General features: G+C 68.7%; 16 protein-coding genes. 9 read left to right on the forward strand and 7 right to left on the reverse strand.

Annotated elements, in window-relative coordinates:
- Positions 1–13: 13 nt before the first annotated feature.
- On the forward strand, positions 14–898 hold the full coding sequence (locus tag ACLJRM_RS37440) for an alpha/beta fold hydrolase (RefSeq protein WP_101610982.1): 885 nt from the start codon (positions 14–16) through the stop codon (positions 896–898).
- Here the strand turns inward: ACLJRM_RS37440 and ACLJRM_RS37445 are convergent.
- Positions 879–1640: a 2-keto-4-pentenoate hydratase gene (locus ACLJRM_RS37445; RefSeq protein WP_168214424.1), complete on the reverse strand. Its 762-nt coding sequence runs from the start codon at positions 1638–1640 to the stop codon at positions 879–881. The two genes, ACLJRM_RS37440 and ACLJRM_RS37445, sit on opposite strands and share 20 nt — an antisense overlap.
- The gene (locus ACLJRM_RS37450; protein ID WP_410665763.1) at positions 1637–2434 is read right to left on the reverse strand and encodes a 2-keto-4-pentenoate hydratase; all 798 of its coding nucleotides are present in this window, start codon (positions 2432–2434) and stop codon (positions 1637–1639) included. Before ACLJRM_RS37450 ends, ACLJRM_RS37445 begins: the two co-directional genes overlap by 4 nt.
- A 130-nt stretch (positions 2435–2564) precedes the next feature.
- On the opposite strand from ACLJRM_RS37450, the gene ACLJRM_RS37455 reads away from it, so the two are divergent.
- From ACLJRM_RS37455 to ACLJRM_RS37470, 4 genes are all read left to right on the forward strand, one after another.
- Positions 2565–3137 (forward strand): hypothetical protein, encoded by a 573-nt coding sequence (locus ACLJRM_RS37455; protein ID WP_101610984.1) that lies wholly within the window; start codon positions 2565–2567, stop codon positions 3135–3137.
- 34 nt (positions 3138–3171) lie between these two features.
- Positions 3172–3579 carry a CoA-binding protein gene (locus ACLJRM_RS37460; protein WP_101610985.1) on the forward strand — a complete coding sequence of 136 codons (408 nt, stop codon included), beginning with the start codon at positions 3172–3174 and terminating at the stop codon, positions 3577–3579.
- A gap of 280 nt (positions 3580–3859) precedes the next feature.
- Positions 3860–4642: an IclR family transcriptional regulator gene (locus ACLJRM_RS37465; protein ID WP_101610986.1), complete on the forward strand. Its 783-nt coding sequence runs from the start codon at positions 3860–3862 to the stop codon at positions 4640–4642.
- A gap of 1 nt (position 4643) precedes the next feature.
- Positions 4644–6335 (forward strand): L-lactate permease, encoded by a 1692-nt coding sequence (locus ACLJRM_RS37470; RefSeq protein ID WP_410665764.1) that lies wholly within the window; start codon positions 4644–4646, stop codon positions 6333–6335.
- On the opposite strand, the gene ACLJRM_RS37475 is transcribed toward ACLJRM_RS37470, so the two are convergent.
- The gene (locus ACLJRM_RS37475; RefSeq protein WP_101610988.1) at positions 6316–6726 is read right to left on the reverse strand and encodes a GNAT family N-acetyltransferase; all 411 of its coding nucleotides are present in this window, start codon (positions 6724–6726) and stop codon (positions 6316–6318) included. The genes ACLJRM_RS37470 and ACLJRM_RS37475 overlap by 20 nt on opposite strands.
- 149 nt (positions 6727–6875) lie before the next feature.
- Here ACLJRM_RS37475 and ACLJRM_RS37480 point away from each other — a divergent pair, with 149 nt between their 5' ends.
- A complete protein-coding gene (locus ACLJRM_RS37480; protein ID WP_101610989.1) occupies positions 6876–7748 on the forward strand; it encodes a nuclease in 873 nt (290 codons plus the stop codon).
- Positions 7749–7869: 121 nt separating this feature from the next.
- Positions 7870–8265 (forward strand): sigma factor-like helix-turn-helix DNA-binding protein, encoded by a 396-nt coding sequence (locus ACLJRM_RS37485; protein WP_101613551.1) that lies wholly within the window; start codon positions 7870–7872, stop codon positions 8263–8265.
- A 28-nt stretch (positions 8266–8293) separates the two neighbouring features.
- Here ACLJRM_RS37485 and ACLJRM_RS37490 read toward each other — a convergent pair whose 3' ends face one another.
- Both ACLJRM_RS37490 and ACLJRM_RS37495 read right to left on the reverse strand, forming a co-directional pair.
- The gene (locus tag ACLJRM_RS37490) at positions 8294–9562 is read right to left on the reverse strand and encodes an RNA polymerase sigma factor (RefSeq protein WP_410665765.1); all 1269 of its coding nucleotides are present in this window, start codon (positions 9560–9562) and stop codon (positions 8294–8296) included.
- A 194-nt stretch (positions 9563–9756) separates the two neighbouring features.
- Positions 9757–10173 carry a YciI family protein gene (locus tag ACLJRM_RS37495; protein ID WP_101610991.1) on the reverse strand — a complete coding sequence of 139 codons (417 nt, stop codon included), beginning with the start codon at positions 10171–10173 and terminating at the stop codon, positions 9757–9759.
- A 207-nt stretch (positions 10174–10380) separates the two neighbouring features.
- Here ACLJRM_RS37495 and ACLJRM_RS37500 point away from each other — a divergent pair, with 207 nt between their 5' ends.
- Positions 10381–11370: a small ribosomal subunit Rsm22 family protein gene (locus ACLJRM_RS37500; protein WP_410665766.1), complete on the forward strand. Its 990-nt coding sequence runs from the start codon at positions 10381–10383 to the stop codon at positions 11368–11370.
- Here the strand turns inward: ACLJRM_RS37500 and ACLJRM_RS37505 are convergent.
- The gene (locus ACLJRM_RS37505) at positions 11352–12266 is read right to left on the reverse strand and encodes a LysR family transcriptional regulator (RefSeq protein ID WP_410665767.1); all 915 of its coding nucleotides are present in this window, start codon (positions 12264–12266) and stop codon (positions 11352–11354) included. The two genes, ACLJRM_RS37500 and ACLJRM_RS37505, sit on opposite strands and share 19 nt — an antisense overlap.
- Before the next feature lie 353 nt (positions 12267–12619).
- A complete protein-coding gene (locus tag ACLJRM_RS37510) occupies positions 12620–13243 on the reverse strand; it encodes a sigma-70 family RNA polymerase sigma factor (protein ID WP_101610994.1) in 624 nt (207 codons plus the stop codon).
- 303 nt (positions 13244–13546) lie between these two features.
- On the opposite strand from ACLJRM_RS37510, the gene ACLJRM_RS37515 reads away from it, so the two are divergent.
- Positions 13547–14734 carry a beta-1,3-glucanase family protein gene (locus ACLJRM_RS37515; RefSeq protein ID WP_410665768.1) on the forward strand — a complete coding sequence of 396 codons (1188 nt, stop codon included), beginning with the start codon at positions 13547–13549 and terminating at the stop codon, positions 14732–14734.
- The last annotated feature ends 4 nt before the right edge of the window (positions 14735–14738 follow it).

Genomic DNA, 14738 nt, shown 5'->3' on the forward strand with positions numbered 1-14738 from the left:
TCACACTGTCCTGATGCCGGAGACAATCGCCGAAGTGAACGGCATCGAGCTGTGTCACGAGACGTTCGGTCCGCCGGACGGCAAGCCGTTGCTGATGATCATGGGCCTGGCCTCGCAGATGATCTGGTGGGACGACGAACTCTGCGAGCACCTCGCGGCCGAGGGGTTCTTCGTCATCCGCTACGACAACCGGGACGCCGGCCGCTCCACCCGGATGGCCGGACGCGCGAGCCTGCCACTGGCGTACACCCTGCGCACGGCACCGTACTCACTGAAGGACATGGCGGACGACGCCGCCGGGCTGCTGGACGAACTCGGCATCGAGAGCGCGCACGTCGTGGGCGCGTCGATGGGCGGGATGGTCGCGCAGACCCTCGCCATCGAGCATCCGTCGCGGGTGCGCTCGCTGACGTCGATCATGTCGACCACCGGGAACCGGTTCGTCGGACGGCCGAGCGCCAAGGCGATGGCGATGCTGCTTTCGGCTCCGCCGCGGAATCGCGAGCAGTACGTCGACTACCTGGTGCGCACGTTCCGCGTCATCGGCTCGCCGGGTTATCCCTTCGACGAGGCCCGGATGCGTGAGCGCGCGGAACGGTCCTTCGACCGCGGCGTCAATCCCGGCGGGACCGCCCGGCAGCTGGCCGCGATCCTGTCGAGCCGGGATCGCTTCCGCGCCCTGCGCAAGGTCGAGGTGCCCGCTCTCGTCGTGCACGGCGCGAAGGATCCGCTCGTGCACGTTTCCGGCGGACGGGCGACAGCGCGTGCGCTGCGGGAGTCCGAATCGGACATCGTCCCCGGCATGGGACACGACCTCCCGCGCGCGATCTGGCCGCGGCTGGTGCGCGGTCTGGTCCGGACGGCGGCCCGCGCCGACTTCAAGACCCGGCGAGCGTGATCGAACCCAGATGCGAGAAATGCGCCGCCACCCGTGATCCCGGGCGCAGCTCGACGGCGTCGGTCATCCCTCCGGTGAGCACGATCCAGCCCGGTTCCAGCGCGAGCCCGCGTGCGCCAAGGGTGTTGGCCGCGAGCGCCAGTGCTTCCGCCGGATGCCCCTGCACGGCGGCACCGGTGGCGGTGTCGACGATGGCACCGTCGACCTCCAGAAGCGCCGCCTCCAGCGAAAGATCCACTGTGGACGGATCGACGCCGACGGGACCCAACGTGAAGTACGCGGAGAAACCGTTGTCCGCCACGGCGTCCGGCAGCTTGAAGCGGTAGTCGCGATATCGACTGTCGATGATCTCGACGCCGCCGTACACCCGGTCCACCGCAGCCATCGCGGTCGCCGCGGTCACACCGGGACCCGCGAGTCGTTTACCCAGAACGAAAACCAGCTCGGGCTCGGCGCGCGGGTGGATCAGCGACGGCACCGGGACACCGGCGGGCAGGACCATCGCGTCGGTCAGCCACGCGAGCAACGGCGAGTCGACCCCCATGCTCTGCCGCATCGCCCGCGACGTCATGCCCAGCTTGACGCCGACGACCGTCTCGCCCCGCGCCCGCCGGAGCCGCAACGCCTCGTCCTGGATCGCGTACGCGGTATCGACGTCCAAAGCAGGCCACTCGTCTGTCAGCGGCTCGCGCTCTTCCCCGGACAGCAGCGCTTCCGCCGCCTCCCGCACACCAAGGCTCACGGCCGCTCCTCCCCGGAGAACTTCGCGGTGACACTGCCGAGCCCCGCCATCGTCGCGACGACGGTGTCGCCGGGGCTCACCGGGATCGCGCGCGTCATCGAGCCCGGCAGCACGACATGCCCCGGCTCCAGCGCGACACCGAGCGGCCCGACCGTGTTCGCGAGCCACACCAGCGCGTTCACCGGCGAACCGAGGACGGCGCCGCCGGCTCCGGTGGCCGCGAGCTCGCCGTTCTGGTGCAGGTTGCACCCCACCAGCCGCAGGTCGAGGTCGCCGATGGCGGTCGGCCTGCTGCCGAGGACGACGCCACCGGAGGACGCGTTGTCCGCGATGGTGTCGACGATGCTGATCTTCCAGTCCTGGATGCGGGAATCGACGATCTCCAGCGCCGGGACGACGAAGTCCACCGCCCGCAGCGCGTCCGCCACCGTGACGCCGGGGCCGCGCAACCGCGAGCCGAGCACGAACGCGATCTCCGGTTCGATCTTCGGCTGCAGGAAGTCGCCGATCGGGATCGGCTGGTGTTCGAGGTGAAACATCGAGCCGGTCAAGTGGCCGTAGTCGGGCTGGTCGACGCCCATCTGCCGCTGCATCGCGGCGGACGCGAGACCGACCTTGTGCCCGCGGACGCCGTCGCCGCGTTCGGTCCAGTGGCGGACGAGCCGCTGCTGGATGCGGTACGCGTCCTCGAGGGTCGCGGCCGGATACGTCTCGATCAGGGGCGCGATCGGCTTGCCGGTCTCGTACGCGCTGAGCAGCGCGGCCGCGGCCTCCTGCAGCGTGCTGGCGTCCATGGGCTCCTTCCGACAGCCGAACTCTGCCCCCTCGTCTTGGCCCGCACAAGGCACCCGTTCCACTGGCCGGTACGACCAGATTAGGCCGAAAGTGTCTTGCGCGGCCGCGATCTTCACCTAGCCTGCTCCCATGTCCGATTGGACGCTCTCGCGGGCGAAGACCAGGATCGACCGTCGTGAGGAGCTCGACGAGCTCACCGCGCGCATCCGGTACGAGGTGCGCGTGCACCTCAACGAACCCACATCGCACAACGCGTACGACGAGCTGACCGACATCTTCGCGATCGGGCACGCGGAGTGTTCGGCGCTGCTCAAGCACCGTCGCGTCCTCCCGCTGTGGGAGCGGCTGCTGCTGACGCGCTACACCCGACGCCTCTACGGCAAGGCGATCTCGGCGACCGTCGGTGACCTCCCCGCCGACGCGGGGCCGGCGCCCGCGGCCGCGTTCGGCCCGGAGATCGCGTCCCTGACCCCGGATTCCGGCGACACCGGCGCGAAGTACGACATGCAGGGCCGCGGCCTGGTCAACGTCTTCCGGATCGCCGCCGGGAGGCACGGCGAGAACTGGCCGGATCGCCACGACGTCGCGACGACGTCCGCGCACAGCGTCCTGACCTGTTCCGCGGTCTTCCTCCGCCGCCGCGCCTGGCACGTCGTCTGGCCGGTGTACCGGGTGCGCGGCCTGCGGCTGTGGAAGCTCTAGGAATTCCCGCGCGCCCGGGGTGGTTGAACCCGGTATGACCGATCGCGCCACCGAGATCCTCGCCGGATCGAAGACGATCGCCGTCGTGGGGCTGAGCCGCGATCCGGCCAAGGCCTCGCACGGGGTCGCTGCCGTGCTGCAGGCACACGGCTTCCGGATCATCCCCGTCCACCCTTCGGCCGACGAGCTGCTCGGCGAGAAGGTCTACCGCTCGCTGACCGACATCCCCGAGCCCGTCGACATCGTCGACGTCTTCCGCCCGTCCGCCGACACCCCGCCGATCGCCGAACAGGCCGTCGCGATCGGCGCGAAGGCGCTCTGGCTCCAGCAGGGCATCACCTCCGCCGAGTCCCGCCGGATCGCCGAAGAAGGCGGCTTGGACTACGTCGAAGACCGCTGCACCGCGGTCGTCCGAGCGGTCGCGAACCTCTCGGTCCGTTAGAAACACACTCCGGGCCGAACCCCTCGCCGTCTTTCCGGCGAGGGGTTCTTTCATATCCGTGAATAGAAAAATGGCCCCTGAACTCATACACCCAATCGGAACCGTCGAAGGGATTGGTCCAAACCGGTGATCTTGACCGCAAGGCCCCGAGCTGGGAAAACTTGTCCGGTCGACAGTTTGTTAAGAAACCTTCCCAACGTTGGACCGAACTGTTAACGTCCGAATCCGCTTAGCGGCAACCGGTACCGGCCATCGGTACCCCGGTCCAACGGAGGGCGATGTGGGCACACCACGGGGCCTGGATTCCAGTGGCACACTCGAGCGCGGACTCGCGGTTCTCGAGCATGTAGGCCAGAACCAGGAGATTTCCACCAATGCGATCGCCAGGCAACTGGGTCTCTCCCGGAGCGCCGCCTACCGCATCGTCGGCACCCTCAAGAACCTCGAATACCTCGAAGCCGATCGGGCCACCGGCCGCGTGCGGCTCGGCACCCGGCTGGTCGAACTCGGCGCCCGCGCGATGGCGGCGACCGATCTCCACCGCTGCGCGCCGCGCTATCTCGCGTCGCTCGCCGAGCGGAGCGGCGAGACGACGTACCTCGCCGTCCCGGACAACGACACGATGGTTTACGTCGCCACCGAACGCAGCGCCAACGCCGTCACCCTGGCCTGCCGCCTCGGCACGCGACGCCCGCAGCACGCGACTTCGCTGGGCAAGGCGTGGCTGGCGGCGCTGCCCGAACAGGACCGCGTCGAACGCATCCGCCGGATGAAACTCGACAGCCTCACGCTCAAGACGATCAACGACCCGGCCCGGCTGCTCGACGACCTGGCCAGGACGAGCCGTCGCGGCTGGGCCGTGGACGAGGTCGAAAACGAGCCGGACGTCGGCTGCGTGGCCGCCGCCGTCCGCGACCACACCGGACGGCCGATCGCCGCGATCAGCATCGCGGGCCCCGCGGGCCGCGTGCTCCGCCGCACCGACGAACTGGGCGCGACAGTGGCCGGAACCGCCGCCGCACTGTCGCTCCGGCTGGGGTACGTCCGCGCGCAAAGGGGCTGAAGTGGGCTGGATCCAGGACTACCAGCCGGCGGGCGGGCTGTGGCTGTCCGCGGCGCTGGCGGCGTTGCCGATCATCGTGTTGCTGGTGACGCTGGGCGTCCTGCGCCGATCGGCGCATCTCTCGGCCGCGCTGGCGCTGATCACCGCGCTGCTGGTCGCGGTGCTGCTGTACCGCATGCCCGCCGGGCTCGCCTTCGACTCCGCGGCCATGGGCCTCGTGTTCGGGGTGTGGTCGGTGGCCTGGATCGCGTTCCACGCCGTGTACTTCCACAACGTCACCGTCGCGACCGGACGGTTCGACGACATCAAGGCGGTCCTCGCCGGATTCAGTGAGGACCGCCGCCTCCAAGCGCTGCTGATCGCGTTCGGGTTCGGCGCGCTGCTGGAAGGGATCGCGGGCGGCGGGTCACCGATCGCGATCACCGCGGCGATGATGGCCGCGCTCGGCTTCCCGCCGGTGAAGGCGGTCGTACTGGCGTTGCTGGCGAACACCGCGCCGGTCGCGTTCGGCGGTCTCGGCAACCCGCTCATCGTGCTGGGCAGGCTGACCGCGCCGATCCTCGGCCTGCCACCGGAACAGGCGACGGAACTGTTCTCGTCGATGGTCGGGCGCCAGCTTCCGCTGCTGGCCCTGATCGTCCCCGGCTTCCTGATCGTGGTCCTCGCGGGCTGGAAGCGGATGGCCGAGGTCTGGCCCGCGGTGCTGACGGCGGGCCTGTCGTTCGCGGTCATGCAGTTCGTCACCTCGAACTTCATCAGCCCGAGCCTCGTCGACGTCGTCGCCGCGCTCGCCGCGATGGCCTCGCTGTGGATCCTGACGCGGTTCTGGCAGCCGCGGGCGGTTTGGCGTTTCGACGGCGAAGAGCCGGTGAAGGCCGGGGCGAGTCTCGGCGCGGCGAAGGCCGAACGCGGCGCGATCTACGCGTGGGCCCCGTACATCGTGCTGATCGCGGCGATCTTCCTTTCCCGCGTCGGCACGATCTTCAAGAACCTGCCCGAATGGCTGGACCTGACGAAGTTGCTGCACAGGGCCGACTGGGTGTTCGCGTGGCCGGGGCTGCACAAGGAGGTCGTCCAGCACGCGCCGATCACGCCCAAGGACACCCCGTACGCGGCGACGCTGACCGTCGATTTCCTTTACTCGCCGGGGACCGTCGCCCTGTTCGCGGCGATCGCGGCGGGTTTCGCGATGGGCGCGAAACCGGGTCTGCTGCTGGCCACCTACCGGCGGACGCTGCACCAGATGCGGTGGGCGCTGGCGACGATCTTCATGATCCTCGCGATCGCGTTCGTCATGAACTACTCGGGCGCGACGCAGACCCTCGGCCTCGCACTGGCGACCACCGGGGTGCTGTTCCCGGTGTTCTCCGCCTACATCGGCTGGCTGGGCGTCTTCCTCACCGGTTCGGACGCGTCGACCAACAGTCTCTTCGGGCCGATGCAGGTGATTTCGGCGCAGCAACTGGGTGTCGACCCGATCCTCGCCGGCGCCACGAACACCTCGGGCGGCGTGATGGGCAAGATGATCTCGCCGCAGAACCTGTCCATCGGCGCCACCGCGATCGGGCAGAGCGGGCAGGAAGGCGCACTGCTGCGGCAGACCTTCCTGTGGTCGGTCCTGCTGACCGCCGTGGTCGGGGTGATCTCGCTGCTTCAGGCGACCGTGCTGAGCTTCATGATCCCGGGTCCGTGAGCCGGATCAGGCCCGCCTCGGTCGCCCGGAAACCGCAGGCGTCGAAGTAGAACGGACGCAGTTCCGGCACGAAGTCGACGTGCAGCCATTCACAGCCCGCCGCCCGCGCGTGGAGCACGGCGAGCCGGACGACGGCCGTGGCGATCCCCCGCCGCTGATGGGTCCCGCGGGTCTTCGTGTCGAGCAGGAACGCGTGGTCCCCGCCGTCCCAGGCGACGTTCACGAAGCCGACCAGCGTTCCGGCGGGTTCCCGGGCGGTGACCCAGCCGAGGCTGTGCCGCCGGATGCCGTTCCACCAGCCGGGCACGGGCTCGCCGCCGTGCGAACGGACGAGATCGGACATCTCGTCGTCGGTGACCGGGTCACGCCAGCGGTAGGAGAAGTCGGTCATCCCGCCAGCATCCCGGAAATGATCATTTCGCGCCAGTCATTTGAAGATCTCCGAGAATGTCCATAATGGTCATCCGATCTTTACCGGCGACTGGTCTGGATGGATGAACGGAAGGTTCGTTCACCGGAATGAGAACTACCGTTGTGCCCATGCCCATGACGCTGATAAAAGGTACTTTCCAGCTTGTCGGAGCCTCACCGGACGGCGATTCGGTGCGGTTCTATCCCGACGATCCCCAGGCGACCAAGAAGGCGGGACTGAAGGTCCGGCTGAATTCGCGGGGCGGGATGCAGTTGCGGCTCGACGCGATCGACGCGCTCGAAACGCATTACCAGGCCAGGGGAACCGGCGGGATGTGGCATCAGCCCGCGGAATTCGCCGACGCCGCGGCGGCGAACCTGCTGAAGATCCTCGGCTTCAAAACGGTCGAACGCGATGAACGGGGAAGGGTCAGTTCGTCGACCCCGATCAAGGTAGCGGGTCACATACTGACGCGATTCGCCGACAAATACGGACGAGCGGTGGCGTTTGCCTTTCCCGGACAACGGCCGGGACGGTCGGCGGACCTTTCCAAGGTCCACCTCGACGTCAAAACACTGAAGAACTCCGCGAACTACCGGCAGGTCGCGGACGGACTCGTCTACCCGACGTTCTATTCGCTGCTTTTCCCCGATCTCCGCGACGCGCTGGCCGAGGCCGCCGCCAAAGCGCGTCAAGACGGACTCGGGCTGTGGCCGGACGACGTCACGAACTCCGGGTTCAAGCTCTCGTCACGACGTCAGCTGGCCGACGAACTGGTCATCCTGCCGAAACTGTTCCGCAGGCTCGTCGACTACCTCGCGCTCGACGAAAGCGGCGGGGTCTCGCTGACCGGCTTCTCCGACTTCCTGGACTCCCGCAACGACCGGCTGTTCACCGTCCCGGACGGGCACGCCACCGAATTCGAGACGCTGGTGAGCGTGAAGCGGCAGACCGTGAACCTGGCGGTCGAACCGGAACGGATCGTCTTCATCGAGGCCTGAACACCCCGGTGTGGGCAAAAAGACCGTACCTCCCTCCCCTCCGCCGTGCTCATCTGAAAGGTGGGAGAGGGAGCCGATGCGAGTACACGGTTCGCGGCGGTCCGAGGAGGCCGACGGGCGGATGGAGACAGCTTCGAAACTGGTCGACGCCATCCGCGTCCTGGTCGTGCGCTACTGCCGGGCGCGGATCGGACGACGGTCGGGCACCTACGACACCGCCGACGCGGTCGCGAAGGACAGTTGCCTCGCGATCCTCGCCGGAGCCGAGGGGGTGCCCGCACTTCTCGCGTTCGCCTACGACGTCACGCGCCGCCTGGTCGACGACTTCCACCGGACCGCCGCCGAACTGCCGAACCCGCTTTCGGGGCTGCCGGGGCAGCAGCGCGAGATCATGGTGCTGCGGTCGCTCGTCGGGCTTTCCACCGACGACACCGCGCTGGCGCTCGGCTGCTCCGTGCAGGCCGTCCGGCTGGGCCAGCACCGCGCCCTGACCGCCCTGCGCCCCGCCCCCGCCTGACCCTCGCCGCGGGGAGTTCCCCTAGTGGTCAGGGGGTGCAGTCGGCCGCGCGGTTCAGCAGCAGGGTGCGTTCCCGGTCGTTCCCGGTCATCTCCGCCGCGCGCTCGAACTCGGCGCGGGCCTCGTCGAGACGGCCGAGCTTCGCCAGGAAGTCACCGCGCACGCTCGGCAGCAGGTGATACGACTTCAGCGCGGGCTCCGACGTCAGTTTGTCGACGACCTCGAGCCCCGCCTCCGGCCCGACGGCCATCGACAGCGCCACCGCGCGGTTCAGCTCGATCACCGGCGACGGGTTGAGCTTCCCGAGACCTTCGTAGAGGACCGCGATGCGTCCCCAGTCGGTCTCATCGCCCGTTCGAGCCCGCGCGTGGCAGGCGGCGATGGCGGCCTGTGCCGCGTAGACGCCGAAAGCGCCGTCCGCGAGCGACTCGGCGAGGTCCAGCGCGGCGAGGCCGCGGCCGATCAGGAGCCGGTTCCATTTGGCCCGGTCCTGGTCGAGCAGCAGCACGGGCTCACCGTTCGGCCCGACACGCGCGGCGGACCGCGAAGCCTGGATCTCCATCAACGAGACGAGCCCGTGCACCTCGGGTTCCTTCGGCATGAGCCCCGCGAGGATCCGGCCGAGCCGCAGCGCCTCCTCGCACAACCCCGGCCGCATCCAGTCCTCGCCCGCCGTCGCCGAATAGCCCTCGTTGAAGATCAGGTAGATGACTTCGAGCACCGACGAAAGCCGGGCGACCCGATCCGGCCCCTCGGGCACCTCGAACGGCACCTTGGCGTCGCCCAGCGTCTTCTTCGCGCGGACGATCCGCTGCGCGATGGCGGTTTCCTTGGCGAGGAACGCCCGCGCGATCTCGTGCGTCTGCAGCCCGCCGATCATCTTCAGCGTCAGCGCCACCCTGGCCTCGGTCGAGAGCACCGGGTGACAGGCGGTGAACACCAGCCGCAGCAGATCGTCCTCGATGTGGTCGTCGAGGCCCGCGATGAAGTCGGGTTCCTCCTCGAACTCCTGCTCGCGGCCGATCTCACCGAGTTTCCGGTCGTACCGCTCGTTGCGCCGGAAGGTGTCGACGGCGCGGCGTTTCGCCGTGGTCATGAGCCAGGCGCCCGGATTCCTCGGGACGCCCGACTCAGGCCACTGTTCGAGCGCGGCGACCAGCGCGTCCTGCGCCAGTTCCTCCGCGAGGCCGACGTCGCGCGTCATCCGCGCGAGACCGGCGATGAGGCGGGCCGATTCGATCCGCCACACCGCGTCGATCGCCGACCGTGGGTCTGCTGTTGCCGTCACGCCGACCAATCAACATCGTCGGCGCGACGACCGCAACCCTAGGCCGTGTCCTGCAAGTCTTGTTCGCGGTCTCCGCGCCCAGGCGGCCCCTGACGGCACGGGCGGACGCGGCCGAGTACGACCCGGTACGAGGCCGATCCGCCCGCACCGTCAGGAACCACCTGGATCACGAAGCCCATCGAACAGACTCACAGGACACGACCTTAGTTCCCCTCGGCCTGCTCGCGCAGCTTCTTCTCGGTCTCGATGATCTCCGGGGTCGCGTTGTCGAACTCCTCGAGCTCGAACACCCGGCGGATCTCGATCTCGCCCTCGCGGAACGGCGCGCGCTTCATCCACTCGACGACCTCGGCCCGGTCCTTGACCTGCAGGATCCAGAAACCCGCGATGAGTTCCTTGCTCTCGGCGAAGGGCCCGTCGACGACCCTGGCCTCGGTGGTGCCGGAGTACTGGATGCGGAAACCCTCGGAGCTGGGGTGCAGTCCTTCACCAGCGAGCATGACGCCGGCCTTCACCAGCTCCTCGTTGAACTTCCCCATCTCCTGCAGGTCCTCGGCACTCGGCTGGGTGCCGGCCGCGTCGGTCTTCTCGTCGCTCTTGACAATCACCATGAACCGCATCTCGCGTCTCCGTTCCCGGCGGGGCTCGTCCCTGCCACATCTACGCGTCGAACGGGCATCCCCGGTTTCGACACGGTCCCCAAAACTTTTTCCGCGAGTATTCGAGCAGCCGGAAAACCCCAGGTCAACCGCACATGGTGCCACCTCATCCCCACCACCCACCCTTGAAGGGCGCGCTCCGCGCGGCTGGGCCTATCCTGACCCGTCGTGGCCGCCCTCCCCTCAGATCTCCGCTCCGCCCTAGACGCAGAGCTGGGCCGATACCCCCAGACCAGGCTGACGCAGTCCGTCGAGCGGCTCAGCGCGCGCTACCGGGAGAACAACCCGGCGACGGCTCCGATCCTGTCGACCGACGCGGACATCGCCGCGTACGCGGGCTACCGGATGCCGGCCACCTACGCGGCCGTACACGCCGTTCTCGCCGAAGCGGCCCTCCGCGCTCCCGGGTTCGCTCCGCGCACGCAGATCGACGTCGGCGGCGGCACCGGTGCCGCGATCTGGGCGGCGGCCGACGTCTGGCCGTCGCTGGAGGAGAGCACCGTCGTCGAGCAGGTCCCCGGCGCGATCGCGCTGGGGCAGCGGCTGGCGGGGAACGCCGGTGACAAGGCCGTCCGCGGCTCGACCTGGCGACGCGGGCTGATCGACCCGGCCGCGCCCGCGCCGGACGCCGACCTGGTGACCCTGTCCTACGTCCTCGGCGAACTGCCCGAGGCCCGCCGGGCCGAGGTCGTCCGCTGGCTGTCGGCGAAGGCGGGGATGCTGGTGCTGATCGAACCCGGCACCCCCGCGGGCTACGAACGGATCGTCGAGGCGCGGGATCAGCTCATCGGGCTCGGGCTCTCCCTGGTCGCGCCCTGCCCGCACGAAGGCGACTGCCCGATCCCGCGCGGCAAGGACTGGTGCCATTTCTCCGCCCGCCTCCCGCGCACCGGCCTGCACCGTCAGCTCAAGTCCGGGACGCTCGGCTTCGAGGACGAGAAGTTCTCCTACGTCGTCGCCTCGCGAACGGAACCGGAGCGGGCCGACGGCCGGATCCTGCGGCATCCGGTCAAACGCAAGGGCATGGTCAGCCTCGCCCTCTGCGCCGAAACCGGGCTCACCGAAACGATCGTCACCAAACGGCACGGCACGGCCTACCGCGCGGCCCGCGACGCCGAATGGGGAGACCCCTGGCCATCTCAGTCCACAAGGGACTGACGGCCGCGTCGCGCCAGGTTGCCGATGACGGCGAGCAGCGCGCCGAGCGCCGGATTGTCGTTGCCCCGCCGCCACATCAGTTCGAGTTCCACCGGACGGCCCTCGATCCCGTCCACCGGACGGAGCACGACGCCTTCGAACCGCAGCGCGGCGGCCGCGGCGGGCACCAGCGCGAGACCCAGATCCGCTTTGACCAGCGCGAGCGCCGTGTGCACCTGACTGGGGTACTGCGTGTACACCGGCTGCACCCGCGCCGTGCGGAACACCGCCACGAGCAGGTCGTGGAAGTACCGGCCCTCCGACGGCGAATACATGATGAACGGCTCGCCGCCGAAGTCGCGGACGTCGGGATTCCTCTTGCGCCGCGCCAAAGGATGCCCCGACGGCAGGGCGGCCAGCAGCGGCTCCCGCCACAGCGGCAGGGTCACGATGTCGCCACCGGTGACCGGCGGCCGGACCATGCCGAGATCGATCCCGCCCGCCAGCATCTCCTCCACCTGCGCCGACGTCGCCATTTCCCGCAACACCAGATCGACACCGGGAACCTCCGCGTTGGCCGCGGCGAGAACGCGTTCGAGATACGAATACGCCGCGGTGGCGGTGAAACCGAGCGTGACGACACCGACTTCGCCTTTTTTCGCGCGGCGGACGTACAGCGTCGCCTCTTGCGACGAACGCAGTATTTTCCTTGCCTCGGCGAGAAAAACCCGTCCGGCGGGTGTCAGCCGGACCGTGCGGTGCGTACGGTCGAAAAGTTCGACCCCGAGTTCGCGTTCCAGCAACTGGATCCGCCTGCTCAACGGCGGCTGGGTCATCGAGAGCCGCTCCGCCGCCCGGCCGTAGTGCAGTTCCTCGGCCACCGCGACGAAACTCACGAGCTGCTCCAGGGAAAACACCCATTCATTTTAGGTATCACCGGACGGCGGACAAGCGCCGAACCGGTATCGTTCAGCGCGGGATTTCCACTGTGCGATCGACGATTTCGTCCGCCAGGGCCGGAATCCGGCTTCGGCACCAATGTGATGAGCCGAAGAGTTGAGCGGCGCTCGTCGGAATGGCTCAGGCGGGACCCAATCGTCCGTTCAGCCGGTTCCGGCTCCCCGGTCCGCACCTAGGGTGGCAGTACGACCGCTTGTCCTGGCCCTCGGCAACGGCGCTCGTCGGCGAACTCTGGAGGGGCCATGTGCGTTCGTATTCTCGAAACCCGGACCAAGCGGGAAAATCCGCTCATCCGGCTGTTGATCCGTATTCAGATCAAGGCGTCCTGGCGCTGAGCGCAGGCCCGCAGCCTGCTGATCGCCCGGTGTTTGGTCACCCGCACGCGCGACGACGTCGTACCGAGTGCCGCCGCCGTCTCGTTCGACGTCAGCTGGCCGATCACCCGCATTCCCAGTACTTCCCGGTGCGAGACCGGCAGCATCCGCATCAGCTTGCCGAGCCGGACCCCGAGGTCGTCCCGCAGTGCCCGCTCTTCCGGTTCCTCCGTGGCGACGGCCGGGCGATCCGGGAGTTCACCGGTCAGGACCTGTTTGCTCCGCGCCGCCTTCCGGAAGACGTCGGCGACCTTGTTCGCCGCGATGGCGCGCATGAGGAACAGGAAAGAACCGCCGCGCAGCCCGTGGCCGGGAACCGCGACGAAGACCGCGAGGCAGATCTCCTGCGCGATGTCGGCGGGTTCGAGATAGGTCAGGTCACGACCACCCAGACGGGTTTCCGTGTAGTGCCGCGCCCACGGCATGAGCGCGGCCATGAGGTCGTCCATGCCGTGCGGCTCACCGCCCGCCGCGGCCTTGGCCAGATCGTCCCAGCAGGCAGGGGAAATCCAGGTCTCACCGCCGCCGGTTCTTCGCACCGGAAACCCGTCGCCGTCCATGCCCGCTCCCCACGGATGAGAAAACCCTGCCGCCGGGGTCCAGGACGGAACGCGGACCACGGTAGTCGAGAAATCCGGCCACCTCAATCGACGAAGGTCCGAGACAAATTGTCCGCCCCGGCGTGAAACCGGACAGGTTCCCACCGCTGGTCTAGACATGTTGCGGACCGGGACGTAACTTTCCGTGCTGAGACCCCTCGCCAAGGTCACACCCAGGCCGGGAACGCGCCCCCGGCCGACATCCGCAAGCACCGCCGCGGCGCGTTCGCGCTCCCGCGGCGGGATTCAGCCGAGGAGTGCACTGTGCGCATCCGTCAGAAGATCCGGCGCGTCTTGACCGCGCTGGCGGTCGTTCTCCCCCTGGTCACCGGAGTCTCGGCCCTCGCGGCACCCACCGCGGTCGCCGCCGGTCCCGATCCGCTGCCGCTCACCGTCACCAACAATTCGAACCGCTCCGACGCGGTCTACCTCTACGTGCTCGGCACGAACCTCAACACCGGCAGGCTCGGCTACGTCAACGCCGGCGGCGCCTTCACCCCGTGGCCGCCGGGCGCGAACCCGCCGAGTCCCGCGCCGGACGTCGCGATCGCGGGCCCCGGCAACGGCGGCTCGACCACTCTGCGGATCCCGCGGATGCTCTCGGGCCGCGTCTACCTGTCGTTCGGGCAGAAGATCAAGTTCTTCCTGACCCCGGACGGCCTGGTGCAGCCCGCGCCGTGGGCCGGTGGCGATCCGAACCGGGACATCCTGTTCGACTGGAGCGAGTTCACCTACGACAACGGCGGGCTGTTCATCAACAGCTCGCAGGTGGACATGTTCAGCGTCCCGCACGCCGTCGGGCTGACCAACGGCGCCGGGGTGAACAAGGAAGCCGGGCGGCTCAAGGCGGGCGGCCGCGAGAACATCTTCAACGCCGTCCAAGGGCAGGCCGGTTTCTCGAACCTGGCGTACAACCGGCTGCGGGTCCTCGCTCCGGGCAAGGGTCTCGACGCCGGGAAGTTCAGCGGGAACTACCTCGACGGCTACGTCACGAACGCCTGGAACACCTACAGGTCGACACCGCTGACCGTGGTCCCGTTCGAGGCCGAACCCGGCAAGAAGTTCACCGGCCGGACCGGCGGGGACGACGTCATGCGGTTCACGAACACCTCGGGCGCGACAGTGGCGTCGTTCAGCAAGCCGAGCACCCGCGACGTCTTCAACTGCGACGGGCGGCTGCAGGCGCCGAACGACCAGGTCGTCGGCCCGATCGCGCGGACGCTGTGTGCGGCGCTGCACCGGTCGACCCTCGGTTCCCTGCACACGCAGCCGACGTATGACGCGGGCCAGTTCTACAAGCAGTCCGTGACCGACCACTACTCGCGGATCGTCCACGAGCAGATGGTCGACGGCAAGGCCTACGGGTTCGCGTTCGACGACGTCGGGCACTTCGAGTCGCTGGTGCACGACGGTGACCCGCGTGCCGCGCGGATCGTCCTGACGGCGTTCTAGGGGT

This window comes from Amycolatopsis sp. lyj-84 (assembly GCF_046549075.1).
Lineage (GTDB): Bacteria > Actinomycetota > Actinomycetes > Mycobacteriales > Pseudonocardiaceae > Amycolatopsis.

Bases quoted from the DNA above. Each gene is read 5' to 3' on its own strand.
- ACLJRM_RS37455 (WP_101610984.1), top strand. From the start codon at position 2,565: ATGTCCGATTGGACGCTCTCGCGGGCGAAGACCAGGATCGACCGTCGT.
- ACLJRM_RS37485 (WP_101613551.1), top strand. From the start codon at position 7,870: ATGGAGACAGCTTCGAAACTGGTCGACGCCATCCGCGTCCTGGTCGTG.
- ACLJRM_RS37450 (WP_410665763.1), bottom strand. From the start codon at position 2,434: ATGGACGCCAGCACGCTGCAGGAGGCCGCGGCCGCGCTGCTCAGCGCG.
- ACLJRM_RS37475 (WP_101610988.1), bottom strand. From the start codon at position 6,726: ATGACCGACTTCTCCTACCGCTGGCGTGACCCGGTCACCGACGACGAG.
- ACLJRM_RS37440 (WP_101610982.1), top strand. From the start codon at position 14: ATGCCGGAGACAATCGCCGAAGTGAACGGCATCGAGCTGTGTCACGAG.
- ACLJRM_RS37495 (WP_101610991.1), bottom strand. From the start codon at position 10,173: ATGCGGTTCATGGTGATTGTCAAGAGCGACGAGAAGACCGACGCGGCC.
- ACLJRM_RS37460 (WP_101610985.1), top strand. From the start codon at position 3,172: ATGACCGATCGCGCCACCGAGATCCTCGCCGGATCGAAGACGATCGCC.
- ACLJRM_RS37510 (WP_101610994.1), bottom strand. From the start codon at position 13,243: ATGGACGGCGACGGGTTTCCGGTGCGAAGAACCGGCGGCGGTGAGACC.
- ACLJRM_RS37480 (WP_101610989.1), top strand. From the start codon at position 6,876: ATGCCCATGACGCTGATAAAAGGTACTTTCCAGCTTGTCGGAGCCTCA.